At 53.1% G+C, this 24719-nt stretch carries 21 protein-coding genes and 1 pseudogene; 13 read left to right on the plus strand and 9 right to left on the minus strand.

From position 1 onward, the window contains the following. Positions 1-5: 5 nt before the first annotated feature. The 5 genes from QFZ34_RS03455 to QFZ34_RS03475 all read right to left on the minus strand — a co-directional run bounded on the left by QFZ34_RS03455 (position 6) and on the right by QFZ34_RS03475 (position 4994). Entirely contained in the window at positions 6-908 is a 903-nt protein-coding gene (locus tag QFZ34_RS03455; protein ID WP_307278892.1) for an ABC transporter permease, read from the minus strand. After that, positions 901-1731, minus strand: coding sequence for an ABC transporter ATP-binding protein (locus tag QFZ34_RS03460; RefSeq protein WP_307276994.1), 831 nt, complete (start codon positions 1729-1731; stop codon positions 901-903). The genes QFZ34_RS03455 and QFZ34_RS03460 overlap by 8 nt, the downstream gene beginning before the upstream one ends. A 78-nt stretch (positions 1732-1809) precedes the next feature. Continuing rightward, entirely contained in the window at positions 1810-2850 is a 1041-nt protein-coding gene (locus QFZ34_RS03465) for an ABC transporter substrate-binding protein (RefSeq protein ID WP_307276997.1), read from the minus strand. Positions 2851-3145: 295 nt separating this feature from the next. Then, on the minus strand, positions 3146-4147 hold the full coding sequence (locus QFZ34_RS03470) for an NADP-dependent oxidoreductase (RefSeq protein ID WP_307277000.1): 1002 nt from the start codon (positions 4145-4147) through the stop codon (positions 3146-3148). A 31-nt stretch (positions 4148-4178) separates the two neighbouring features. Continuing rightward, positions 4179-4994 (minus strand): oxidoreductase, encoded by an 816-nt coding sequence (locus QFZ34_RS03475; protein ID WP_307277002.1) that lies wholly within the window; start codon positions 4992-4994, stop codon positions 4179-4181. 89 nt (positions 4995-5083) lie between these two features. Between QFZ34_RS03475 and QFZ34_RS03480 the strand changes: the two genes are divergently transcribed. After that, positions 5084-5518: a winged helix-turn-helix transcriptional regulator gene (locus QFZ34_RS03480; RefSeq protein WP_115054894.1), complete on the plus strand. Its 435-nt coding sequence runs from the start codon at positions 5084-5086 to the stop codon at positions 5516-5518. A gap of 147 nt (positions 5519-5665) precedes the next feature. Here QFZ34_RS03480 and QFZ34_RS03485 read toward each other — a convergent pair whose 3' ends face one another. The 3 genes from QFZ34_RS03485 to QFZ34_RS03495 form a co-directional block, all read right to left on the minus strand. Next, positions 5666-6874 (minus strand): MFS transporter, encoded by a 1209-nt coding sequence (locus QFZ34_RS03485; RefSeq protein ID WP_115054895.1) that lies wholly within the window; start codon positions 6872-6874, stop codon positions 5666-5668. A gap of 59 nt (positions 6875-6933) precedes the next feature. Beyond that, positions 6934-7923 (minus strand): AraC family transcriptional regulator, encoded by a 990-nt coding sequence (locus QFZ34_RS03490; RefSeq protein WP_115054896.1) that lies wholly within the window; start codon positions 7921-7923, stop codon positions 6934-6936. 110 nt (positions 7924-8033) lie between these two features. Next, positions 8034-8915 (minus strand): alpha/beta fold hydrolase, encoded by an 882-nt coding sequence (locus tag QFZ34_RS03495; protein ID WP_307278897.1) that lies wholly within the window; start codon positions 8913-8915, stop codon positions 8034-8036. A 323-nt stretch (positions 8916-9238) separates the two neighbouring features. On the opposite strand from QFZ34_RS03495, the gene QFZ34_RS03500 reads away from it, so the two are divergent. The 5 genes and pseudogenes from QFZ34_RS03500 (at position 9239) to QFZ34_RS03520 (ending at position 14721) form a co-directional block, all read left to right on the plus strand. Then, positions 9239-10264 (plus strand): LacI family DNA-binding transcriptional regulator, encoded by a 1026-nt coding sequence (locus QFZ34_RS03500; protein ID WP_307277013.1) that lies wholly within the window; start codon positions 9239-9241, stop codon positions 10262-10264. Positions 10265-11183: 919 nt separating this feature from the next. Further along, positions 11184-12587: an L-fucose/L-arabinose isomerase family protein gene (locus QFZ34_RS03505; RefSeq protein ID WP_307277016.1), complete on the plus strand. Its 1404-nt coding sequence runs from the start codon at positions 11184-11186 to the stop codon at positions 12585-12587. Between the two features lie 112 nt (positions 12588-12699). Next, positions 12700-12939 (plus strand): hypothetical protein, encoded by a 240-nt coding sequence (locus QFZ34_RS03510; RefSeq protein WP_307277018.1) that lies wholly within the window; start codon positions 12700-12702, stop codon positions 12937-12939. Positions 12940-13008: 69 nt separating this feature from the next. After that, a complete protein-coding gene (locus QFZ34_RS03515) occupies positions 13009-14055 on the plus strand; it encodes an aldose epimerase family protein (RefSeq protein ID WP_307277022.1) in 1047 nt (348 codons plus the stop codon). 148 nt (positions 14056-14203) lie between these two features. After that, positions 14204-14721: pseudogene (locus tag QFZ34_RS03520) on the plus strand (inositol monophosphatase family protein). Positions 14722-14779: 58 nt separating this feature from the next. On the opposite strand, the gene QFZ34_RS03525 reads toward QFZ34_RS03520, so the two are convergent. Beyond that, the gene (locus QFZ34_RS03525) at positions 14780-15703 is read right to left on the minus strand and encodes an AraC family transcriptional regulator (RefSeq protein ID WP_307277025.1); all 924 of its coding nucleotides are present in this window, start codon (positions 15701-15703) and stop codon (positions 14780-14782) included. A 139-nt stretch (positions 15704-15842) separates the two neighbouring features. On the opposite strand from QFZ34_RS03525, the gene QFZ34_RS03530 reads away from it, so the two are divergent. From QFZ34_RS03530 to QFZ34_RS03560, 7 genes are all read left to right on the plus strand, one after another. Beyond that, positions 15843-17093, plus strand: a complete 1251-nt coding sequence (locus QFZ34_RS03530; protein ID WP_307277029.1) for an ABC transporter substrate-binding protein — start codon at positions 15843-15845, stop codon at positions 17091-17093. A 70-nt stretch (positions 17094-17163) separates the two neighbouring features. Continuing rightward, positions 17164-18027 carry a carbohydrate ABC transporter permease gene (locus tag QFZ34_RS03535; protein ID WP_115054904.1) on the plus strand — a complete coding sequence of 288 codons (864 nt, stop codon included), beginning with the start codon at positions 17164-17166 and terminating at the stop codon, positions 18025-18027. Continuing rightward, complete coding sequence (locus tag QFZ34_RS03540; RefSeq protein ID WP_307277033.1) at positions 18024-18842, plus strand: carbohydrate ABC transporter permease; 819 nt, start codon at positions 18024-18026, stop codon at positions 18840-18842. Before QFZ34_RS03535 ends, QFZ34_RS03540 begins: the two co-directional genes overlap by 4 nt. A gap of 5 nt (positions 18843-18847) precedes the next feature. Continuing rightward, positions 18848-19894, plus strand: a complete 1047-nt coding sequence (locus QFZ34_RS03545; protein ID WP_307277036.1) for an NAD(P)-dependent alcohol dehydrogenase — start codon at positions 18848-18850, stop codon at positions 19892-19894. Continuing rightward, positions 19894-20958 carry an ABC transporter ATP-binding protein gene (locus tag QFZ34_RS03550; RefSeq protein WP_307277039.1) on the plus strand — a complete coding sequence of 355 codons (1065 nt, stop codon included), beginning with the start codon at positions 19894-19896 and terminating at the stop codon, positions 20956-20958. The genes QFZ34_RS03545 and QFZ34_RS03550 overlap by 1 nt, the downstream gene beginning before the upstream one ends. 740 nt (positions 20959-21698) lie before the next feature. Continuing rightward, positions 21699-23819, plus strand: a complete 2121-nt coding sequence (locus QFZ34_RS03555; RefSeq protein ID WP_370878677.1) for a TonB-dependent siderophore receptor — start codon at positions 21699-21701, stop codon at positions 23817-23819. Positions 23820-23899: 80 nt separating this feature from the next. Beyond that, complete coding sequence (locus tag QFZ34_RS03560) at positions 23900-24718, plus strand: ABC transporter substrate-binding protein (RefSeq protein ID WP_307277045.1); 819 nt, start codon at positions 23900-23902, stop codon at positions 24716-24718. Position 24719: the final 1 nt, after the last annotated feature.

Here is a 24719-nt window from a genome sequence, read left to right on the forward strand (position 1 = left end):
TGGCACTAGCGCGCCATTCCCCATTTTGTCACCGTACGTTGCTCGAGCTGACGAAACAGGACGTTTTCGACCAGAAGACCAAAAAGAATAACCGTAATCAGTCCCGCAAAGACGCGGTCGGTGTAAAGTTCGTTGCGGTTCTGGAAAATATACCAGCCCAGCCCGCCCTTACCGGAGGATGCACCAAAGACCAACTCCGCTGCGATAAGCGTGCGCCAAGCGAAAGCCCAGCCGATTTTGAGTCCTGCAATGATGGATGGAAGAGCGGCTGGTACGAGGATCAAAAGCACATATCGCAAGCCACGCAGCCCGTAATTGCGACCAGTCATCCGCAAGGTTTCGGGCACGCCGGTGAAGCCGGTATACATGTTAAGCGCCAGCGGCCAGAGCACCGAATGGATCAGCACGAAGACGAGGCTTCCTTGGCCTAGCCCGAACCATAGCAGCGCCAATGGCAGCAAGGCTATCGGTGGTAACGGATTGAGCATGGAGGTGAGGGTAGACAGCAGATCGCGTCCGATCTGGGTGGAAACGGCGAGCGAGGTGAGCACGAAAGCCAGAACGACACCGATAGCGTAGCCCTTGACTAGGACATCCAGTGAATTCAGGGCCCGGCTTGGAATGATGCCGCTGGCAACGTCATCGACGAGCGCCCTGACCGCCGCGGAGAAAGGCGGCAGCAGCAACTCGTTGCCCTGAAGTCTGGCAGCGATTTCCCATAGCAAGGCAAGACAAAACAGGATTAGGCCTTTCCTTATCCAGGCATGTTGCCAAAGGCGCAGATACACAGGCAACGCCTCCCCGCTTGTGGCATGGGCAAGGGGCTCGAGCGGTAGCTCATATTCCGGTCGAATCGGTGGGGTTACGCGCGTGTTTGTTTTGCTGCCGACGCTCAGGATTTTACTCATCATCTGCTCCATCGACGGCGACTGCCTCTTCGAAAAGAAGCCGGTGAATATGATTTGCGGCTGCCTGAAATTGCGAGCTTCCACCGCTGCTTAGGTCCCACTCATGGCTGTTGATCTCAGCTCTCATCCGCCCAGGATGTGGCGACAAAAGCGCGATCCGATTTCCAACCACCAAGGCTTCTTCGATGGAATGCGTCACAAAGAGCAGTGTGAAGCGAACTTCTTCCCATAACGCCAGAAGTTCCTCCTGCATCTTTCGCCGGGTGAGCGCATCCAGTGCTGCGAATGGTTCGTCCATCAGCAGGACACGCGGTTCCATGGCGAGCGCCCGGGCAATGGCTACTCGCTGTTTCATGCCACCGGAAAGTGTATTGGGATAGGCATCAGCGAAACGGCTCAGGCCTACTTTTTCGATATAGTGTTCGGCGCGCTCGGCAGCTTCCTTGCGACCGACCCGCCCCGACACTCGCATCGGGAACGCGACGTTCTCGCGGACGGTTTTCCATGGAGGCAATTGATCAAACTCCTGGAAAACAACAACACGGTCCGGGCCTGGACCCTGGATCGTGCGCCCATCCAACACTATCCGACCTTCGCGTGGCGCAATGAATCCACCGACAGCCTTTAAAAGGGTGGATTTTCCACAACCGGAGGCTCCAAGCAGGATAAAACGGTCTGCTTCCCACACATCGAAGCTGACATTTTGCGTTGCACGCACCACACGGCCCGGCGTCTTATATTCGAGGGTGACGTTCTCGACCGAAAGAAGGGGCGGAGCGGGCGACCCGAAATTCTCGGGAGCAAATTCAGTCATGCCGTCCATTCTCAATTCCATCTGATTGACGAGTCAAAAGCAGATCGCCTGGGCCATCTGCTTTTTGCGCCGGGATGTTAAGCTCACTCAACTGCCGTTCTCACCAGAGGCCTCTGGGAAGAAATAATCTTGCCAGGAATTAGCCTTGTTTTTCAGCACGCCAAGCTTATGAAGCTCCGTCGCATAAACGAAGGTGTTCTGGGGGACGATGGTGAAATCATTTTCAGGATCGTTGATGATTTCTAAAATCAATTCAGGGGAGAGCTTGGAGCCCTGCTGACGGATAAATGTCTGTGCAGCCTCTTGCTTGTTTGCATTGATCCAGTCCGACGCTTCGCGCAGAGCGGCGTAGAAGGCAGCATAGGTCTTGGGGTTTTCGTCATGGAACACTGAATTGGCATAAAGCACGTTGAAGGTCGCTGATCCGCCTAAAATGTCGTAGGAACTAATGACCTTGTGTACCGCTTTATTTGCCTGCAAGGCTTGATAATAAAACGGCGCAGAGGAAAAATGAGAATTCACTTCGGTGCCGCCCGAGATCAGCGCTGCGGTCGCGTCGGGGTGGGGCAGGCTGATGGAAATCTGATCAAGCTTTTGGAAATTGTCGGTACCGAAGATCTTCGCGGCCTCGATTTGCAGCGTTCGCGACTGAAAACCGGTGCCGGCTGCAGGCACGGCTATCCTATCCTTATCGCTGAAATCCTTGAGTTCGTGGACATCCGGGTTAGTCGTCAGCAAGTAATTCGGTAATGAACCGAGCGCGGCGACAAGTTTGACGTCCTGCTTCCCCTTGGTCCGGTCCCACATTGTCAATGCCGGTGGGACTCCTGCTGACACAATATCCAGATTGTTAGCGAGAAGTGCCTCATTCATTGCAGTTGCACCAGAAATGCTTGCCCATTCAACCTTGATATCAACACCAGCTTGCTTTCCGTGCTTTTCAATCAAAGCCTGGTCGCGAACGACATCCAGGATCAGATAGGCTATTCCGAACTGCTGGGCGATCCTGATGGAGCCTTCGGCAGCAGCCTGCCCTGCCAACAGCATGGCAGCAATACCGAATGCCGCACCGACAGCTCTTTTACGCTTAAATTGGTTGCTCAATGTCGCAAAGCTAAGGGCCTTCATGAATACTCCAAGGGGCAAACTGATAAGTGATTGCGGTGAAGCGTCTGCTTCGCTTGCATGATGCGGACAGGCTAAGGACAACCACCAAACCGATCAACACAACTGCATTCTATTCTGACGTGCAAAAAGAGATCAGAATCGCTCTGCAGTATCGAAAATTCGAAGAATGTACTTGCACCGCCGTGCAAAGGCACATTGCTGACCACTGCAGCCTTCATATGCTTGTATTGTTGAACTACCACTTGGAGCACTGTGGTGTCTCAGCATCTCATGCTGGACCACCCTCTTCTAAAGGTCACTTCACAGCAATAACTACCTTGCCCTTTGCCCGGCCTGTCTCGACATAAGTCAATGCCTCGTTGGTTTTCTCAAACGGGAAGACTTGATCCACTACAGGGCGAATGACATTTGCCTCGATCAATGTGGTGATCTGACTGAGTTGCTCGCCATTGGCGGTCATGAAAAGGAAGGAATAACTAATATTTCGGCGTTTCGCTTTCCTGCGAATGCCGAAACTCAGGAGGCGCGTGATCTGTTGAAGCGGCCAGCTGAGCCCATTTTGCTTTGCGAAATTTGCATCAGGCGGACCCGAAATCGAGATCAGTTTTCCTCCCGGCTTCAATACCCGGAGGGAATTTTCCAGCGTGTCTTTACCAAGACTGTTCAGGACGACGTCAAATCCGTGCAACACTTCCTCGAATTTATCCCTCTTATAATCGACCACGGCATCCGCGCCGAGACTTTTCACGAGATCAATGTTTATCGTGCTTGTGGTTGTTGCCACATATGCTCCAAGATGTTTGGCAAGCTGGATGGCGATCGTACCCACGCCGCCGGAGCCTGCATGGATCAGGACTTTCTGACCCTTTTGTAAATTAGCGCGCTCGACAAGCACCTGCCATGCCGTCAAGGCGACGAGTGGAACGGACGCAGCCTCCGCCATTGTCAGATTATTCGGCTTTATTGCCAAATCTAACTCATTGACGGCAATATATTGCGCAAATGTTCCGATGCGATCCTGTGCTGGTCGTGCATAGACCTCATCTCCAGGCTTGAAGTGGCGAACTTTCGGCCCCACTCGGGTTACCACGCCCGCCACATCGTTGCCTAAGATCAGCGGGAGGCGATATGGCAAAATAAGCTTGAACTCGCCATCACGAATTTTACTATCCAGAACATTCACACTGGCGGCATGGATTTCCACCATCACATCATTGTCCCGTAGTTCCGGCATCGGACTATCGGTTAACCGTAGGGCGCCGCCCTTTGCGTATTGATCGACAACAAACGATTTCATAGAAAATAGCTTTCTTCAGTGCGGCTGAAATTCAAGCTGGAAGTCGATTGAATTTCCGCAAGTTTTTGTCAACGAACGACTCCGGCAGGAAGCGGCGTATAAAGCGAACCTGTCGCGCAGCCTTACCAACAGTATAGCGTCTTTTGGGCGATACGGCATTGGCGGCGCTCACAACTGCTGCTGCGACGCTCTCTGGTGCATCACCCTTCTCGATGATTTCGCGCATCAATTTTTCGGCGTAAGCACGGATAGTATCATAAACGGGAAGTGGCTGGTCTGGCCGGGTAAGGTTTTCTTCGAAAGACGTGCGAGTGACCCCCGGCTCCACAAGAACAACGCGGATACCTTGTGTTCGAATTTCGTGATCGAGCGATTCCGAATAGCCCTCAATAGCGTGTTTGGTGGATGAATAAAGAGCATTATAGGGCGCTGGAATAAGTCCAAGTATAGAGCTCAGATTGATAATCCGCCCTTTGCCCTGGCGTCGCATAATGGGCAGAACGGCATTTGTCCTACGTAGCACGCCGAACACGTTCACATCGAACACAAACTTTGCCTGAGTGACAGAAGATTCTTCAGCACCACCGAGCAATCCGATCCCGGCATTGTTGACCAGGAGGTCAATCTGACCAGTGCGACTGAGAACCTCGTCTACGAGTGTCTGCACCGATGCATCATCCGTTACATCGCAAATCAGCATTGTAATGCCATCCGGCGTGTTCGGCATGGGTTTTCGACTGGTCCCGAACACGTGATAGCCATCGCGCCGTAGCGCTTGGGCTGTCACCAGGCCAATGCCGGAGGAAGCCCCTGTAACAAGGGCAATCCGGTGCTCTATTTTGCTCATTTTCTTCAGCCTTCATTTTGCTATGGAACATCAATGAGCAATCAGTTACTATGAATTTAGTAGTAAGTCACTATCAAAAAGATACTAACATGAAAAAACTTTCAGACCAGCCATGTCTTATAGCTCGCAGCCTCGCCCTTGTGGGGGATGCCTGGAGTATGCTCATCCTGCGGGATGCCCATATTGGCCTCACGCGCTTCGACGAGTTTCGCAAGAGTCTTGGCATCGCTCCAACGATGCTGACTGCACGGCTTTCAGCCCTCACCGACGAAGGGTTGTTAGAAAAACGCCGCTACCTGGAACGACCGCCACGAGACGAATATGTGCTGACGGAAGCCGGACGTGACTTTCTTCCGGTGCTGTTTGCAATTGGCGCATGGGGCCGCAAATACCGCGGCGGGGGCGAGGTGACCCGCTTCTTCGATGCGGAGACTGGGACAGAAATTGATCCCCTCACTATTGATCGAGGAACAGGTGCTCCACTCGGTACACGCCCTATCCGGATCGAGCTTCCGGGGAAATGATTGTATGCGGATAAAGCAGTCTCCAGACATCGTCCAGTTTGCATGGAGTGGCTGTATGCGTTCGTGGACTGCAAATAGTAATACAAGACAGCATTCGTCTGCTGCCTTGTATTATATCAGTTTGTTCCTGCCACCCCGGTGCAAGGATCAGTCGCGGGGCTGCAATAGCGCCAGCAGAACGGTCGAAGCGGCAAGGATGGCGGTAAGGGTCAACGGGCCGGTTGCGCCATAGGTGTCCACGACATAGCCGCCGGCAACAGCGCCAATAGTGATGGCGACCTGGAACGAGGTAACCATCAAACTGCCTGCTGCCTCCAACGCGTCGGGTGCTGCGCGAGATAGATTGGTTGGCAACACCACTGGCGCCATGCCGAAGGCCAGGCCCCAAAGCGTAGCAAAGCCAAAGGCAACACCGATATGCACTCCCCAAAGCACCAAAGCGAGTGCCGCAAACGCCATTAAAGCGGCAGTGACGACGAGCGCCATGCGGATATTGGTATCTGCCAGGCGACCGCCAACAATGTTCCCGACAACAGCGGCGATGCCAAATCCAAGTAGTGCCAGGGCGATCGGACCGGTTGCAAGGAGGGTTACCTGCTCAAGGAAGGGGCGCACATAGACCGAGCCAGCAAAATGTCCTGTCATGAGCAGGAGGATAGCAAGCATGCCGAGTTGAATGCCGCGTCGCCGTGTCAACCGAAAGACATCCGCAAGACTGTTGCTGGTGCTGGCCGGCAGGGTTGGCAGGCTTAGAAACTGCATCAACATGGCAATCGCGGCAAGCCCCGCTGTCATGGCCATGGCGCTGCGCCAGCCTATCCAATCGCTGATTATCGCCCCCATTGACGGTGCGGCAATCGTAGCGAGCGACACGCCGAGGGTGACAATAGCCATACCTCGACCTGTTGCATTGGCCCCCACCAATCTGGCAACAACAGCAACTGAAAGCGCCCAGAACGCGCTAAGGGCGATGCCTAGGCCAGCTCGGCCGAGCAATAGGAGCCAAAAATCGGTTGCTGCCGCTGCAAGGATATTGGAGCCAATTGCAAGGGCGCTAAGGCCCACCAAGACGGTCTTGCGGTTCAGGCGTCCAATGAGAACATTGCTCAACAAGGCAGTCACAGCGCCAACGGAAGCAGTTGCTGTGACGACCTGGCCTGCCGTTCCTTCGCTGATGCCAAGATCGCGCGCCATCGGCGTCAAAAGACCCGCTGGCAGAAACTCAGCTGACACCAATGCAAAGCTGGTTGCCGCCATGGAAAGAACCGCAAACCAGGTTGCTGGGGTCCAGGCAGTTGGCGCAGCGCTATCAATATCTATCGCTGTGCGTTCAAACTGTAATGTCGTGTCTGTCATTAAAGTATCTCCAATGTTTGGAAATACTAATAGCCAATTTCTTTCGGATGATATGTATCCTAAAATCCGAAATCCATGTCCATTCGTCCGGAAATTGTGCGACGCACAATGCCGGGTGAGACATTGGTGATGCGCTTGAACGCGCGGGCAAAGGAGGCTTCTGATTCGTAGCCCAAGCGAGTAGCGACCTCGGCAACCGACATACCATTTTGCGCCAGTAATTCGCCGGCAAGCTGCATGCGCAGGCGAGCGAGATAATGCGCGGCGCCTTCGCCCAAGACAGCGCTGAAGCGCTCAGCGAATATTGAACGTGATTGCCCCGCCAAGCCTGCGAGACTCTCCAACGTCCAGTTATGACCGGGGTTTCTGTGCATCGCCGCCAGAACGCGGCCAATGTGGGGGTCGCGAATGGCGGCAAGCCAACCCGTTGTCGATGCACCCGTACAGTTGACCCAGCAGCGAATAAGTCTAGCAGTTAACAAGTCTGCCATGCGCGATAAGATAGTGGCGCTACCCATCTGTGGTTGTGTGGCCTCCACTGTCATAGCTGCGAGTAAAGGACCGACAATAGGGTCATTGCCGGCCACGTCGCACCCCTTGATGATTGGTGGCATCAAACTGATCAAGGGACTAAGCGCACAGGCGCCCAAAGTCATGGACCCGCAAAAAAGGGTACTCGTCGCGCCTGTTCCTTCCCGCACCACTTCGCAGACATTGCTGCCCAACTTGGTTACCTGACAACCCTTAAGCGAGTCACCCATCACATTTGGCGCGCTGGCCAGCCGATGGGCGATGCCTTGTGGCAGCAGCACCAGATCGCCATCGTGCAACTCCTGCCAGCCTTGCTCTTCCGTGTGGATCCAGCACGGACCTTGGCTGACAAAGTGAAAGCGGAGCAGGGGCTGCTGCGGAAAAGCGATGCTCCATGGGTGCCGTAGTTCACAGCGACCGTAGTTTACGCCACTCAAGCGGAAATCCTGCAAGACTTCGCTCAGCGCATCCATGGGGATATGCGATGGTGAAGGTGGTCGGGACGGATAATCAAGCATTCAATTGATATATATGCCGAACGTCCGGAAGACAAGTGGGTTTGCGGGCACACTCCGTTGACCCACTTCGCCATTAAGTGCTGTGGACCAACTTAATTTGTCTAATCCGCCTATTGTAGAGATACGCGCGAAAGAAAGTCACGGACAAGTGGAATCGCTTCGTCCAGATGTGTCTCGAGCAGCCAGTGACCGGCGTTGTCGATGAGATGCAGTTCAGCGTTCGGTAAATCGCGTTGATAGGCCAGGCAAGACTCCTTGGGCATGTATCCGTCCTGTGGTCCCCAGACAATCAGGGTAGGGGGTTGGTATTCACGCAGATAAGCTTGGTAACGTGGAAACCACTCCAGATTATGCTCCAGTTTCTCCATAAGCGCGACCGACACAGCCCTGCGAACGGGCGTGTCCATTAACGGCCAGTGCAGTTTCCAAAGGTCCGGCGGCACTTTCGCGCCCACCTCCTTTGACACTTCGCCAATAAACTCTTTTTGAAAGCCTTCTTCGCTGACGGCTTCTTCGAGTGCGCGGTGGTTTTCGGCAGATTTGTCATTCCACCAGGCTTTTATTGTCGAGTATTTTGGTCCCAGAACGTCTTCGTAAATGTCGCCGTTTTGAATGATAAGGGCCGCTATCCTTTCGGGATGCGCGATCGCGTGCCGTAGGCCGATCTGGGATCCGTAATCGTGAAGCCACAAGATATAGCGGCGCAGGTTAAGAGCGTCGGCTACCTGTTCAAGAACCTCGGCATATGCATCGAAATCATACCCGAATGAAGAAGGTTCCGGTGTATGGCTATAACCGAATCCGGGCCAGTCGAAAGCTATCGTTCGCCACTGATCGGACAGGGCTGGCATCAGTCGTCGAAACTGATAGGACGAACAAGGATAACCGTGCGGAAGCAGCAAGGCTGGAGCATCTGCCGGTCCCGCTTCACGCAAGAAAATTCTGTGCCCACCAATTTCGGCATATCGGTGTATAACTGCGTTATGCTGCATATCAATTACCCCAAACCTGGACCATTTAAACGTCAATAAATGGTTGGGGTTCCGTTAAGTACCCTGCAACACGTCAGATCGCTGATTTAATACCCGTATAGTTGGCATCCGCGGGAGCTGTCTTATGAGACATTAAGCTCAATGTGCCCAGTAAAATTGCCACCGCAATGTAAACGGGACCAAGACCAACTTTTCCACCCACAAACCGATGATCGATGGTGCCAGCAAAAGAGTAAGGCAAAGTGCTTCTCAGGCCTTCCGGATATCGTTCGTCGGCGCTATTGAGTTAGCTTGAATTTGTTTTCGGAACGGGATGGTTAAACGTGCGACCTACAGTGCAGGATGTGGCGAGACAGGCCGGTGTCAGCCTTGCTTCAGTTGATAGAGTGCTTAATCAACGCCCTGGGGTGCGCGAGAAAACGATTGCGAAAGTTGAAGCTGCGATTTCGAAGCTCGGTTATATCAGAGACGTCTCTGCTGCGAACTTGGCAAAGCGGCAGATTTATCGCTTCGCGTTTGTAATACCAGAGGGAGCTAACAGCTTCATGCGGGGATTGGAGGCCGAAATCGAAGCAGTAAAGCAACATTCAGCAAATGATCGTACGGAGATTTCGATTTATAAAGTCCCCCCTTTTGATGGGCGGGCACTGGCGGCTACGCTGGATGGCCTGGACCCCGCTCGTTACTCCGGCGTGGCGGTTGTTGCAACGGAAGCTGTGGCTGTAAGAGATGCGCTGGCCCGGTTGCGCCGGAACAACGTTCCAGTCGTTACACTTGTTTCAGATGTACCTTCTTTCCAGTGTGATGCGTATGTTGGCATTGACAATGTTGCGGCTGGACGCACTGCTGCCAGACTCATGGGCAATTTTTTAGGTGAAAAGTCGGGAAAGATTGCGCTGGTTGCGGGGTCAATGCTGGTTCGGGATCACGTGGAACGCCGCATGGGATTTGAGCAGGTCATTCGTAGCGATTATACGCGTTTGGAATGCTTGCCGGTAATCGAGGGCAAGGATGACGGCCAACTGGTCCAAAAATATCTTAGTGAATGCCTGAGGATGCATAGTGATGTCGTCGGCGTATATAATATGGGCGCGGGCAATCGCGGTCTCATTGAGGTTTTGTCAAAGAACGGGGCTAGCAAGGAGCGCGTGGTTGTTGCCCATGAATTGACGGAGCACACACGACGTGCCCTTAATGCTGGCATTGTGGATGCCATCATTCATCAAGATGCCGGTCATGAGGTGCGCAGCGCTCTACGTATATTGAAAGCACGCATTGATAAAACACCTTTGCTTGCCGGCCAGGAAACCATTCGAATTGAAATTTACCTAAATGAAAATTTGTCCTGAACGGTATCGCCAAGAAACCGCTTGAGGAAGTAGCCGAACGAAGCTCGCATTCTTCAAACAGCGATGGATACATTACGTCATCTGTCCTTTGCACGTATGACTGGCGTACCTCAAATAGCGCTAATCTTATCTTTACAGCCTAAAATTAGTTGAGGGTATTTTCATTGCCCCACGGCAAAATAACCCCAGGTTGAGCGAATTGACATTGAAAAATAACGCAATCGTTAGCTTTGCGAGGGATTAACATAAAACGACTTTATGTCTCTAAGGGATTGACGTGCTAAATAGAATGAGGTACGTACCTCAGTATTGTATGGTTTGTTGATTTTCCTGGAAGTGTCGGGGAGAATAGGGCGCATTCTGAGGAAAGAGTCTGGCTTCCGGCATGTTGCTGCTGTGAGACAATCGATTAGGCTTCTTGGGATTCAGATGCATAAGGCCGTGTCTCTGAAATCCGTACCGGGCTGCAAGAGGATCAGCGGCTGGTGCGGTTGGCGAAATTATCATTTTGTGGATTGAAAAAACAACGGACCGGCGCAATCAGGTTTTCCACTTGCTCGTCTTGGTGATGAGCGGGCAACGTCCAGTGTGGGTTCGAAAGTAAGCTTTGTTTGCGTTCAGTTATTGTCGCACCAGCTCTCTAAAATCATGCAATTTGTATATCGTGGGAGGAAGTGATGGTTAAGATAATTGCAATGCTGACGAACAACAATCTGACTGTTGAAAACGCCAGGGAAACGTTCGGACGCCGTCCTGGGATGTGAGCCGGAGACAATCTTAAATGTTTAAAGGCGGTCACCGAGAGAAGTGAGTGACGGATTCTCCCGCACTCACATGCCGCTGACAGCCATTCGAACTGCGCACCAGTACCCAATATGAATTGCTGATGCGCATGAAAACCCGGAAGGTAGCAGAAGTAATGTCAATGACGTTTGGTATTGTAGTTGGAAGCCGGGGATTTTTCCCAGGTCACCTTGCGGCTACAGGTCGTGATCATATGATCAGTGCTGTTGAAAAGGCTGGCCATAAGTGCACCGTCCTTGGCCTCGAAGACACCCAGCATGGTGCCGTGCAGTCATTTGAAGATGCTAGAAAATGCGCAGCTTTGTTCAAGAAGCATGCTGATGATATTGATGGAATAATCGTCACGCTTCCGAACTTCGGGGAAGAGCGGCCAATCGCCGACACCATCCGCCTGTCGGGGCTGAAGGTACCTACCTTGATCCAGGCCACCCCGGATGATCCGCAAAAAATGTCGATTCAGTGGCGCCGTGACAGCTTCTGCGGAAAGATGTCGGCCTGCAATAATCTGCGACAGTACGGCATTCGCTATTCACTCACCAAATCTCACTGCGTAGACCCGCTCAGCGATGAGTTTCAAGATGATCTTGCGCGTTTTTCGGCGACCTGCCGTATTGTTGGTGGTTTGCGGGGCTTGCGGATAGGCGCAATCGGCGCACGGCCACAAGCCTTCAATACAGTTCGTTACAGCGAAAAACTTCTCGAGGCGGCCGGAATTTCGGTCATCACGCTCGATCTTTCAGAGATTTTGGGGCGGGTGTCTCGCCTTGATGATGGCGCTTCGATCGTCACAGACAAGGTCAATGCGATCAAAAACTACATTACAGTTGAAGGTGTGCCTCATCCGGCCATCCTCAGACAAGCCAAGCTTGCGGCGGTGACAGAAGAGTGGATGCGGGAGGTCGATGTTTCAATCAGCGCGATTCAATGTTGGACGTCATTGGAAGAAAACTATGGCGTCGTGCCTTGCACAATGATGAGCATGATGAGTTCCAAATTGATGTCCAGTGCATGTGAAGTTGATGTCTGTGGCCTCATAGGCATGCATATGTTGGCACTTGCGTCCGGGACGCCGAGCGCGCTTCTCGACTGGAACAACAACTATGGAACGAACGCTAATAAAGCCGTGTGTTTCCATTGCAGCAACCTGCCGAAAGAATTCTTTAAAAACTACAAAATGGACTTTCAGGAAATCATTGCCGGGACGGTTGGCAAAGACAATACCTATGGAACGGTGGACGGCTTAATAAAGTCGGGGCACATGACCTATATTCGTGTGAGCACGGATGACACATCCGGGCGCATTTGTGGTTACGTTGGAGAAGGAAAGTTCACCGATGATCCGCTGGAAACGTTTGGTGGCGCTGGCGTTGTTGAAATTCCCAATATGCAAAAGTTGCTGCGTTATATTTGCGAAAACGGCTTCGAGCATCATGTGGCGGCGAATTTTTCTTCCGTCAGTGAGGCCATAATCGACGCTTCACGTCAGTATCTGGGTTGGGATTTCCATCTCCACGAATGAAAAAATTGAAAACCACGCAGGTGGTTGGGAGACGGCGCCAGTCCACCCGTCCGGTTTCTTCTTAAAAGTGTTGAGCGCCACTATCCGAATGTTCTTGATAATGGAGGGTAGCATGACAGCAACGATCCACAAGCCGACGGAGTCGGCAAGATGGTTTTTGCACGTTGGTGTTGCAGATCCGGGCGTATGGGACGAGTTCATTGACGATGACGATGACGATGACGATGACGATGACGATGCGATTGCCGCAGCCTCGATTCAAGCTTTGGTGCTGCATGAATCGGAAGCAACTTCGATCGATGGTAGCTTGCTACCGAAAAGCGATGCAGACACCAATAAATATTTGAGCTGAGCCCATGTTCAAATCAGCACTTCCTGCGGTTCGGCGAACTCTTCGAACACAAATTAGATGGTAGAACAAATGCAAGATCGTATTTTTGGGCAAGTCAACGGTGTCGATATCCATGAGGTCACTCTACGCTCGGATGGGGGTGTGGAGGCAAAGATCCTGACATGGGGGGCCGCAGTGCGCGATTTGCTCATCCCCACGCCTCTGGGAAAACAACGGGTTGTCATCGGCTTTGATACAATTGACGACTATACCGCCGATACTGCTCATGCCGGCACAATCGCTGGTCGTTTTGCCAACAGGATTGCCCAAGGCCGTTTTGAACTGGATGGCAAAGATTATCAATTGCCACTTAATCAAGATGGAAAGCATACGCTACACGGCGGTGGTGACGGTCAAGGCTTTAGCCGCAGGCCTTGGAGGCTCGAGGCGCACGACGCGTCATCGGTAACGATGTCACTTCAATCTCCGGACGGTGATGCCGGTTTCCCCGGCAGCCTGGATGTTCAGTGCGTCTATCGATTGTTGGACCCCGGGACCTTGAAAGTCGAGTTGACTGCCACGACGGACGCGCCGACGCTCTGTAATCTTGCCAGCCACGGTTACTTTAATCTTGAGTTGCCAGTTGGATTCAAAAACGCTCCCGTACCAAGCGCAATTGATCATGAGTTTTTAGCAGAAGCCGACTTTTACACTCCAGTTGATCACGATCTAATTCCAACCGGCGAGATACGCTCGGTTTATGGAACGCCTTTTGATTTTCACAAGCCAAGACCTTTACGAAACCAACAGAAGGTCAACTACGACCTGGGGTTCGTTCTAAGAGAGACGGTCTCCGCAGATAAAAAACTGATACATGCAGGAACGTTGTCCGGGCCCAAGACACGCATGGCCATGGATGTTTATACGACCGAGCCACACCTGCAATTATATGATGGCGGAGCGTTCAATGGCCCGGCTGTGGGTCTCGATGGAGCCCGCTATGGAAGGCATTGCGGTATCTGCCTGGAACCGCAGCGTTATCCGGATAGCCCTAATCGAAGTCATTTCGTCGGTGCGGTGTTGCGGCCGAATGAAACTTATCGACAGGTAACGGAGTACAGATTTCGGACATTTTAACCGCCGATGAACTGACGTTCGACCAACCCATAAGACGCTAGGTTGTGAAAGCAAATGAAGGGACGGAACAGTGGCAAACGAAGACGATGACTTGGTGATGATGTAAGCTGTAGCCGAAGCGACGGCACCGGCGGCTGGACGGCTGGCCATGTCATATTTGACGCAGAATAGACCCTTGGAAATTGAAACCAAGGGACCGCAAGACTTTGTGATAGCGGTTGATAAATCAGTCGAATTGCTGATCCGGAACAGGTTGCATCAAGCATTTCCCCATCACGCCATTTTGTAGTTTGGGTCCTGGACCCCATCGACGGTACTTCGAACTTCATGCGCGCTCGTCCGAGCTGGTGTGTGTCGGTCGGTGCTACCATAGAGGGTAAGCCAATGCTTGGCGTCATCTTCGACCCTGTTAAAGATGAGTTATATAGCGCGGCCGTGGCGACTCGTAACGATGATCCGATAGCGGTCAACAAAGATGCGACCCTCAACAAATCAGTGTTCGGCGTGGGCTTCACATCGGGCAAGAGCGGAACAGCGCATGCCCAGCAGATCAGCCATATTCTGTTTCATGGCTGTGAGTACCGTCGCTTTGGCTCTTCAGCCATGATGCTTGCTCATGTCGCCGATGGTCGGCTGGCCGCTTGTCAGACTAGAATTCTGTTGTGATTTTCTGACTGTTAATAGGTGAAGCGCTTTCGGCTCTACTGATTGCGTACTCCCATGGTTATGGCCGTGTGATCATGGATCTGGCTCTGATCCTTGCTGCCTTTCGATAGGATCGTGGAGTAAGGCCGGTTTCCATTCTGAAATAACGGTTGAAATTGGACAGATTATTGAAGCCCGCTTCGAAGCAGATATCTGTGATCGACATTCCAGTTTCCGCCAGCAAAGTGCGGGCGCGCCAGACGCGCACCGAGCGGCTATAGGTGGAGAAATTCATACCTGTCAGCCGTCCGAAGGCGCGGGAAAAGGCGGAAGGCTCGAGACCCACACGCTCGGCTACCTCGTGCATCTTCGCGCTAGGACTGGATTGCATGATCTGGATGGCTTGATCGATCCTGCGATGACGCCTGTCGGACAATTGGTTGTAGAATGAGATAAAATGCTCACTGGCAAGAAGCCGCTTTTGTGGGGCGGTCTCAATGCTGTTCAGTATTTCGATGAAGAGTCCGAGCCCTGCTGCTCTTTCATGTTCGTGAAGGTCAAGGATTCTTCTACCGATTTCCAGAGCTGCCGGCCCCATGATTTCGATACCGCGTGCGGCAAGTGGTTTCAGACGGTGGAGAACATCAAACTCCGGACAGACCGCGCGTATGTTCATTAGCGCTTCTGCATCGAATTGCAGCACCAGATCGCGTCCCGGCAGATGCGGCGCGCCTGGTGTGATCCAGTTGTGCGGAAGGTTCGTACCAGTCAGCATCAGATGCCCCGGTTTAAAAGGACCGATATAGTCACCGACATAGGCAAAGCCCGAAGCGTCAGGAATATAGTGGATTTCCCATTCAGGATGATAGTTCCAAATGCAGATTGGGTTTGGATAGTCATCCCGGCGGATGAGGTAGGACATGCCGCCAGGCAGGGTGATTTGCTCTCGGGTAGCGGTAAATGTATCCGAAACGGAATGTGGGAAATCTGATGCAATTGGCATTCATCAAGTCACCTTATATGCGAAGAATGTCAAAATAGTATTAGTTCTCAGTCAAAAAGCAAACTAGTTCCGATGACAAGTCCAGTCACAATGGGTCCCGTAGACGGCGAGGGAGTTTTGCCGTTCGAGGGAGGATACCATGACATTCAACAGACTCCGCGCTGGCTGCGCGGCAATTGCAATCTTTACGGCGTCCAACGCCTTTGCCGCTGCTCAGTGTAGCGACGATGTACGCGTCCTCGCCCAGCCACGCGATGGACTAACGCTGCTGGAAGAGCACGTGGACGAATTCGAGAAATTGTCCGGCGCAGGATTTGAAATCAGCTACCTTAACGAAAACGACCGTCGCGCAAAGTCGCAGGCTGACGCATCCACCGTCGGTAGCTTTGACGTCTACTATGTCGATGAGGCAAACCTCGCCCTATTCGCATCTTCTGGCTGGATCGTGCCGCTCGATGGCTATTATCCCGCCGACTACGACTATGCCGATTTCGATGCGGGTATGCGAGCAGCCGCGACCTATGAAGGAAAGCAATGGTTCGCACCCATACAGGGCGGTGGCGATCTGATGGTCTATCGGACGGATCTTCTGGAAAAAGCTGGTATCGCGCCACCAAAAACGTGGGAAGAGTATCTGGCTGCCGTCAAAAAACTGCACGACCCCGACAATGGCGTGTACGGAACGGCTCTGCGGGGACAGCGGGGCTCGGGTGCCAATGTCTGGCGCTGGATGCCATTGTTTAAGGCATATGGCGGGGAGTGGTTCAAAGATGGAAAGCCGGCATTTAACTCAGAGGCCGCACTGAAAGCTACACAGGCTTATTTGGACCTTTTCAAATATTCCGCTCCCGGAACGCAGACCGGATCCTGGGACGAATCGACTGGTGCATTCCGCGCTGGCAAGGTCGCCATTATCATTGAATCCGCCCCCCTTGGCGGCATGTCGGTAGACAAGGCGCAAAGTCAGGTGGCTGATAAAGTAGCCTTCTCTGTGCCCCCAACGCCGCTACCAGGTGGCGGTTATGCCCATGGCTTTGCCATCGCCGCAAAAGCCAATGCAACCGAGGAGAAAAAAGCCTGCGCCGGTCTGTTCATTGCTTGGGCGACCTCCAAAGAGCAGGAAGCGCGCCGTCTGGCGGCGGGGCAACCGGGTGAGTTGACGCGCACCAGCACCTACCAGAGTCCGGAATATGCCGCTACCTTTGGTCAGAATCTTGCTGACGCGATGGCTCAAACGGGAAGCCGAACACAGGTAACCTTCTGGCAAGATCCGCGCTGGCAAGAACTGGGTAATCAATGGGGGATCATGCTCGAAGAGCTCATTACCGGTAGCCGCAAGGATATTAAGGCAACCCTCAACGAGCTTGAGGCTTTCGCCACCAAGCTTTGATACCCGTCAGCCTTTACCAAGGGCGCGCCGTAGACGACGCGCCCGACCCTGTCAGTTGAGGATTTTTGCCATGCGCCGCAGGCGTTCGCTGCCTTACGTTTTTCTCGGCCCAACGTTGGTCATACTGATTGTTCTGGCGCTCGTGCCGACGATCTATGCAATCAATATTTCATTGCAGAACAGAACCCTGGCACAGCCGCAGGCCGATTACGTTTGGTTCGCCAATTATATAGCCTTGTTTTCCGATGCCCGTTTTCTCAATGCTTTGTGGGTGTCGCTCAAATGGGAAGTTGTAAGCGTCACAGCAACTATGTTGACGGGCATCGCGCTCAGTATCGCCATGTTTGAGGCGACTGGTCCGCGGGTGCGGAATATCCTGTGTGTCTTGTTTATAATTCCGGTCCTCTTGCCACGCGTCTGCGCTGCCTTTGTTTGGAAATTCTCTTTTCATCCTTTGTATGGCGCTTTGACCTGGCCTGTACGCGAACTCACGGGCAGTACGCCAGATATCCTTTCCACGCCGCTCGGGGCACTGTTTGCAGTTGCATTCGTCGACGTCTGGCAATGGGGGCTTTTCTTTGCGGTAATTATTCTCAAGCTTCTGGAATCGCTTCCTCCGCAGCCTCTGGAAGCCGCACGCATCGATCGCGCGACGCGCTGGGAAGTCCATCGCTACGTCACACTTCCGATGCTGAAGGCTCCGCTTATCAGCCTGCTTCTGGTCAAGGCGATCGAAAGTCTGCGCTCCTTCGATCTGGTTTATGTCATGACACGGGGCGGCCCAGGCATCTCGACGGAAACACTCGACATGTATGCCTATTCCCAGGGTTTCATTGAATCCGGCAAAATCTCATATGCCTCATCAATGGCAGTCATCATGATGGTACTGACCATCGTCACCTTCACCTTTACCTGGAAGAGGCTGAACCGATGAAACTGTCCACATTGCTCCTCAGGCTGATGCTGATATTAGCGGCTGCCTTCGTGGTCCTGCCGTTACTATGGACTTTGCTCAACGCTTTTAAAACCAATGCCGACCTGCTGGTCAGCACGCCAAAACTCTTCTTCCAGCCGGTCTGGGATAATATGAGCTACGTGCTGAACCGGCGCTCGGTCGCTCGCGCGCTCACCAATTCACTCATCATCTGCACAAGCGCCGTCGTGCTTGGGGCCGTCCTTGGCATTCCTGCCGCCTATGTTATTGCAAGATTCAAAAACCGCCTGACAGCTGAGGCGCAGTTTTTTGTTCTGTCGCTGCGCTTTCTGCCACCGGTGGCGATTGCAATTCCGATGCTGGTTATCTGGCTGGGCCTCGATCTCTACGATACCCGCTTATCCCTGATCGTCACCTATTTGATTGTCACGACTTCAATCACTATCTGGTTGTCGATTCCGGCTTTTGAAGGTGTCAGCCTGCATGTCGAAGAGGCCGCCAGAGTCGATGGATTAGGCCCCTACGCCACTTTCTTCCGCATCGCTCTTCCGATTGTCCGCTTTCAGGTTTTCGGTGCCGTTGCCTTTTCCTTTGTGCTTGTTTGGAACGAGTTTCTTCTCGCCATGATGCTCACTACATCCAAGGCAAAGACTCTACCAATCATTGCATCTGAAATGTCACAGCTCGGCATGAATGTACCTTGGGGCATTCTCAACGCGGCCGTCGTTCTCTTGTCCTTGCCACCTCTCATTTTGCTTGGGGTAATGGCGAGTGGGCTCAATGCCGCATTCTCCAAAAAAACTAATCAAGGTTGAATCTCATGAAAGCACTTGTCCTCGAGCGCGTTGGTGAACTTACGCTGCGCGATATCGATCTGGCCCGAACGATGGGACCAGATGATGTACGCGTCCGTCTCCATACCGTCGGAGTTTGCGGCAGCGACGTACATTATTACACCCACGGCCGCATCGGTAATTTCGTGCTCAATGAGCCTATGGTTCTGGGCCACGAGGCCGCAGGTACCGTGACTGAAGTCGGTGCCAACGTCGCGCATCTTAAGGCCGGTGACCGGGTGTGCATGGAGCCGGGAATTCCCGATCCCTCATCGCGTGCTTCGCGTCTCGGCCTCTACAATGTCGATCCCGCCGTTACTTTCTGGGCAACACCGCCGGTGCATGGTGTGCTCTGCTCGGAAACCGTTCATCCAGCCGGATTTACCTACAAGCTGCCAGACAATGTGTCCTTTGCCGAAGGAGCGATGGTCGAGCCCTTCGCCGTCGGCATGCAAGCCGCAGCACGCGCCCGCATTACCCCTGGCGACACGGCAGTTGTAACAGGTTGTGGTACAATCGGGATCATGGTTGCACTGGCAGCATTGGCCGGCGGCTGCTCGCGGGTGCTGATTTCGGATGTTTCCCCGATCAAATTGAAACTTGCGGAAACTTATGACGGCATCAGTGGGATCAACGTGCGAGAAACGAACCTCGTCGATGCAGTTGACGCTGCCACAGGTGGCTGGGGTGCCGATATAGTATTCGAATGCTCCGGTGCATCAGCCGCTATCGCCGATCTTTTCAAAATCGTGAGACCTGGTGGAACCGTGGTCCTCGTGGGCTTGCCAGTTGAGCCCGTCCCGATGGATATTGCTGCTGCATGCTCACGCGAGTGTCGGATAGAAACCGTGTTTCGCTATGCTAACGTCTTTGATCGCGCCTTGGCTCTCATCGCCGCCGGAAAGGTCGATTTGAAGCCGCTCGTCTCGGGCACGTTCGCATTTGAGGACTCTATTGCGGCCTTCAAGCGCGCTGCCGAAGGACGTCCGGAAGATGTGAAGCTGCAAATCATCCTGGACGGGGAGGGGAACTGATGGCGACCGTTGAATGCCGTGGAATCCGCAAAGTTTATGGTTCGGTAGAAGTCATGCACGATTTCAACCTTAAGATAGATGACCATGAATTCGTCGTCTTTCTCGGGCCCTCAGGTTGTGGCAAGTCAACGATGCTGCGCATGATCGCCGGTCTCGAAGAAATATCGAGCGGTGACCTTCTAATTGGTGGTCAACGTATGAACGACCGCGATCCTGGAGATCGCGGTATCGCTATGGTTTTTCAAAATTACGCGCTCTATCCACATATGAGCGTACGGGAAAATATTGTATTCGGTCTGGAACGTGCCGGCGTTGCAAAAGGCGCGATCAACGAACGCCTTGCTCCGGTTGTCGAGGCACTTGGTCTTGGCATCTACCTGTCCCGCAAACCAACGGAACTGTCGGGCGGCCAGCAGCAACGCGTGGCGATCGCGCGCGCTATGATCAAAACTCCGGAGGTTTTCCTCTTCGACGAGCCGTTGTCTAATCTGGACGCAAAACTTCGCGGTAGCTTGCGTGTCGAGATTGCGCGCCTGCACCGGGACCTTAAGACGACGAGCATTTACGTTACGCATGACCAGCTCGAAGCAATGACACTTGCTGACAAGATCGTCTTGATGAAGGACGGGCGTATCGAGCAGATGGGCACGCCTGAAGAAATCTACCAATCTCCCGCCACCTTGTTTGCCGCCGGTTTCATCGGAACGCCAAATATGAACTTCCTGAAATTGGAGGCGCTTAATGATGGGATTGGCGATTCTGGTGCCAAGTTCAAGGCTCCTTTTGCGATCAGGCCTGGCCCGGTTACCGTAGGGATCCGACCAGGAGCATTTCAACTGACTGATGAAGGGGGTGGGTTACGCGGCCGAGTCGAGCGTAACGAGTTTCACGGAGAGACGAGACTTGTGACATTGCGCAACAATAGCCATGAGATCAGCATTGCTGTACCCGCGGCTACCGCCATCAAGGAAGGTGATGTTGTGGGCATAGATGTTGCCGCTCACGAACTGCACCTTTTTGACCCCGAAACAGAAAAACGATTAGAAGTGCACAAAGTCGCGTGATGAACGGACTAACGTTTGAAGCTTTGGCCCGACAGCTAATAATTTCCCGTCGACAAGCTTCGGTGGTTTGTATCTTCAGTAATATTATAGAAGCCAATGCAGGCCGACGGCCACAATAATCGCAGCTATCGCATTTGCCATAATATTTGGCTCTGAGCATAGGTATTGTGCGGTCGAAAAACGCAACGCAAGAATGAAAGAAAGTTTATGCCTGTTCTGGTGCTCCTTCCGATTATTGTCATTCTTAATTATGCATTGGCGTGGCATGCCACAGGCGGTTTAAGAATAGGCAACGTCCTCGCGGGCACAACATGTCTGCTAGTCTGGCAATGGTATGCGGGCGAAATGTTTTTGATGGATTTTTAGTCTTCGAGCACTTTTTTGCATCCTATTAACGTACTTAGCCGTGCCACAAGTCGCTTTGGCTTTGTTTGGTACGCTTTAGCGTCCGAGTAATGCGCGAAGTCCCGGCACCGTTACCCAGAGTTCTCAAAACGACACAACTTTTGCCCAGAATCCTACTCAACTTAAGGTTGACTGGGAAAGATGAGTATCTTAGTCAAGAAAAGTCGGCGGGGGATTCGCTGGCAGACGCGTAGTGTCAAAAGCTGGGGATTTTTCACGTGGATGTTTTCGCGAGTTTCGATGCTTATCGCCGCAAGGATCGGCACACATACGTAACCTTTTCTGTTTCTCATCCAAGTCTTATTAAACGACGGTTACTATGCCTATCCCGGACGATGTTGGGAGTGGGGATTATTGGTATCTCGTCCGCGCAGGCGCAAGAAAGTGATACCATTCTTCTTGATCCTATTACGCTGCGTGTCGAAAATGCTTGGGGATCTGTCGACGGGTTTGTTGCTACCCGCAGTGCGACTGGCTCCAAAAGCGATACGCCGCTGATTGAAAACCCGCAGTCGATCTCGATCGTTACGGCGGATCAGATGAAGGCACAGCGGGTGGAGAGCCTGGGCAATGCGCTTCGTTACACTGCCGGTGTCGCAGGGGAATTGTGGGGCAACGACACGCGTGGTTATGGTCTGCAAATTCGTGGATTCGGTGTATCGGACGAGGCTTTTTATAAGGATGGCTTGCGGCTGAAGGGAACGGATTTTGCCACCTTCCTGTCGCTTGACCCTTATGGTGCCGAACGCCTGGAAATATTGCATGGCCCAGCCTCTGTCCTTTATGGCCAGAACAGTCCCGGCGGCATTATCAACTATGTAAGCAAGCGCCCAACTGGCGAAACGTTCCGGGAAATCGAAGTCAGTGCCGGTAGCTTCAACCGCTATCAGACACAGTTTGATATGGGAGGTGTCTTCGACAAGGACGGCGTGCTGAGTTATCGGGTGACAGGCTTGTTTCGTAATGGTGAAACCGGTGTAGATTTTGTCAACGACGACCGCATCTTTATAGCGCCCTCGCTGAAGTGGCAGCCCGATGCCGACACCAGCCTGACGCTGCTTGCCACCTACCAACGTGACAAAACAGGCTGGGGTATCCAATTTCTACCCGCCGATGGCACTGTCTTTCCGGGGCTGAACGGCAAGCGTTTGCCGAACAGCCGCTTTGTTGGCGAACCGGGTTTCGATGAGTTTTCTCCAACACTTGCCATGGCCGGTTATGAGTTCGAGCACCGGATGAATGACACATGGCTCGTTCGGCAGAACCTTCGCTATTCTTATCTTAGCAATGATAAGCAGCTTGGCGTGTTCGGCGGCGGGGCCAATCCCAATCCTGATCTTTCTCCTGGCCTTGATCCGGACGGACATACCTACCACCGCTATGTCGACGCCGGGAGCTCAACGCTCGGTAATTTTTCGGTCGACAATCAGGCTCAGGCCGAGTTCGATACAGGGCCGCTTGCACACACGCTGCTGATGGGATTCGACTACCAGTACACCGATTACAAGGATTGGGGTGGCTCGGGAACAGTTGCACCGCTTGATGATATCTTTAATCCCGTCTACGGCGCCCCGGTGTCCGATATCATTTCTTACAAGGATACCAGCACTCGTCAGTGGCAGGCCGGTCTCTACGCGCAAGATCAGATCAAGTATGATAATTGGGCGCTTACATTCGGCGGTCGACAGGATTGGACAAAAAGCACAATACTCGACAAGCTTTCGCACAGCGAAACCGAGCAGTCTGATAGTGCATTCACGGGCCGGGTTGGCCTCGTTTATCTCTCTGACACCGGCCTTGCACCCTATGTCAGTTATTCAACATCATTTTATCCGACATTGGGCACGGGAAGTGGCGGTGAAACCTTCAAGCCGGGAACTGGAGAGCAGTACGAGGTTGGTATCAAATATCAGCCAAAAGGCTGGAACAGCTTCGTAACCGTTGCTGCCTTTGATCTTACCCGTGAGAACGTCTCGCGCACTATTGGCAATGAGCGTTTCCAGACAGGAGAAATTCGCTCGCGGGGTATTGAGGTTGAAGGCGTTGCCAGCCTCGATTCCGGTTGGGATATAAAACTTGCTTACGCCTATACAGATATGGAGATTCGCGATGATGGCGAAGGCACAGGTGGCAATATGCCTTCCGGCGTGCCGCGCCACCGAATGTCGCTGTGGGGCGACTATACGTTCAAAAGTGGCGTGCTCGAAGGTTTCGGCGCGGGTGTTGGCGCCCGCTATATCGGATCAAGCTTTGGCGATGATGACAATTCTTTCAAGGTGCCGTCGGCAACACTGGTCGATGCGGCCATCCACTATGACTGGAAGAACATGAAATTCCAGCTCAATGCCAGCAACCTTTTTGACAAGCAATATGTTGCCTCCTGCTTCAATCGCACGTCCGGTTGCTTCTATGGAGAGGGCCGCAAGATTACGGGCTCGGTGAAGTATCGCTGGTGAACGGGACACGAACATATAACAAACGATCCATTTGCCTCAAATACCCAACACGGCGGCAATGTATCGGAGGGCTTGCGGCAATGTTGGTTGCCCAAATTCCGGTCGCGCGTGCAGCAAATAGGCCGCGAGTGGCTTGCCTTGAATGGGCCTCGGCCGAACTTGTCGTCTCGCTGGGTATCCAGCCTGTAGCGGTAGCCGATCTTAAAGGTTACCATGACTGGGTTGTGGCCCCCCGGCTGTCTGATGACTGTCTTGATTTAGGCTCCCGTGGTGAGCCCAATCTTGAGGTCTTGCTCAAGCTCAATCCTGATATGATCGTCAGCGCTCATGGCTACGGACTCGAGGGAGGTCCATTTGCGAAGATTGCACCGTTGCATACGGTAGCACTTTACGACGGCACCGGCGGGACACCATATGGTCAGGCCGAGAGCGAGACGCTGAGATTAGCCGAGAGGCTTGGTCGGGAAATGCAAGCGCGTGAGGTGATTGAAAACACGGCAGCTACGATTTCCAGGGCCAAAAAGACGCTGGCGGACCAAGGCAGCAGTCCGCTCGCTGTGGTCAGCATGTTCGACGATCGGCATGTGCGTGTCTATGGCAGGTCGAGTCTTTTCCAGGACGTACTGAACAGGCTTGGGCTTATCAATGCGTGGACCGGAGAAACCGGAAGTTGGGGGTTTTCGACGATGGGTATCGAGGAACTTGTGGCGATCGGTAACGCGCGGCTGATCTCGCTCGACCCGATTCCGCCGCATGTGAAGGTCAGGATCGAACAAAGTACGCTGTGGAAGAGCCTCCCTTGCGTCAGGACAGGCAATGTTACAACAATTCCTCCTGTCTGGCCGTTCGGCGGGCTGGCCGCGGCCGCCCGTTTCGCCACGCTGCTTGCGCAAACATGAC

Source organism: Phyllobacterium ifriqiyense, from assembly GCF_030817885.1.
In the GTDB taxonomy this organism is placed as follows: domain Bacteria; phylum Pseudomonadota; class Alphaproteobacteria; order Rhizobiales; family Rhizobiaceae; genus Phyllobacterium; species Phyllobacterium ifriqiyense.

Bases quoted from the DNA above. Each gene is read 5' to 3' on its own strand.
- QFZ34_RS03455 (WP_307278892.1), bottom strand. From the start codon at position 908: ATGAGTAAAATCCTGAGCGTCGGCAGCAAAACAAACACGCGCGTAACC.
- QFZ34_RS03460 (WP_307276994.1), bottom strand. From the start codon at position 1,731: ATGGACGGCATGACTGAATTTGCTCCCGAGAATTTCGGGTCGCCCGCT.
- QFZ34_RS03465 (WP_307276997.1), bottom strand. From the start codon at position 2,850: ATGAAGGCCCTTAGCTTTGCGACATTGAGCAACCAATTTAAGCGTAAA.
- QFZ34_RS03470 (WP_307277000.1), bottom strand. From the start codon at position 4,147: ATGAAATCGTTTGTTGTCGATCAATACGCAAAGGGCGGCGCCCTACGG.
- QFZ34_RS03475 (WP_307277002.1), bottom strand. From the start codon at position 4,994: ATGAGCAAAATAGAGCACCGGATTGCCCTTGTTACAGGGGCTTCCTCC.
- QFZ34_RS03480 (WP_115054894.1), top strand. From the start codon at position 5,084: ATGAAAAAACTTTCAGACCAGCCATGTCTTATAGCTCGCAGCCTCGCC.
- QFZ34_RS03485 (WP_115054895.1), bottom strand. From the start codon at position 6,874: ATGACAGACACGACATTACAGTTTGAACGCACAGCGATAGATATTGAT.
- QFZ34_RS03490 (WP_115054896.1), bottom strand. From the start codon at position 7,923: ATGCTTGATTATCCGTCCCGACCACCTTCACCATCGCATATCCCCATG.
- QFZ34_RS03495 (WP_307278897.1), bottom strand. From the start codon at position 8,915: ATGCAGCATAACGCAGTTATACACCGATATGCCGAAATTGGTGGGCAC.
- QFZ34_RS03505 (WP_307277016.1), top strand. From the start codon at position 11,184: ATGTCAATGACGTTTGGTATTGTAGTTGGAAGCCGGGGATTTTTCCCA.
- QFZ34_RS03510 (WP_307277018.1), top strand. From the start codon at position 12,700: ATGACAGCAACGATCCACAAGCCGACGGAGTCGGCAAGATGGTTTTTG.
- QFZ34_RS03515 (WP_307277022.1), top strand. From the start codon at position 13,009: ATGCAAGATCGTATTTTTGGGCAAGTCAACGGTGTCGATATCCATGAG.
- QFZ34_RS03525 (WP_307277025.1), bottom strand. From the start codon at position 15,703: ATGCCAATTGCATCAGATTTCCCACATTCCGTTTCGGATACATTTACC.
- QFZ34_RS03530 (WP_307277029.1), top strand. From the start codon at position 15,843: ATGACATTCAACAGACTCCGCGCTGGCTGCGCGGCAATTGCAATCTTT.
- QFZ34_RS03535 (WP_115054904.1), top strand. From the start codon at position 17,164: ATGCGCCGCAGGCGTTCGCTGCCTTACGTTTTTCTCGGCCCAACGTTG.
- QFZ34_RS03540 (WP_307277033.1), top strand. From the start codon at position 18,024: ATGAAACTGTCCACATTGCTCCTCAGGCTGATGCTGATATTAGCGGCT.
- QFZ34_RS03545 (WP_307277036.1), top strand. From the start codon at position 18,848: ATGAAAGCACTTGTCCTCGAGCGCGTTGGTGAACTTACGCTGCGCGAT.
- QFZ34_RS03550 (WP_307277039.1), top strand. From the start codon at position 19,894: ATGGCGACCGTTGAATGCCGTGGAATCCGCAAAGTTTATGGTTCGGTA.
- QFZ34_RS03555 (WP_370878677.1), top strand. From the start codon at position 21,699: ATGTTGGGAGTGGGGATTATTGGTATCTCGTCCGCGCAGGCGCAAGAA.
- QFZ34_RS03560 (WP_307277045.1), top strand. From the start codon at position 23,900: ATGTTGGTTGCCCAAATTCCGGTCGCGCGTGCAGCAAATAGGCCGCGA.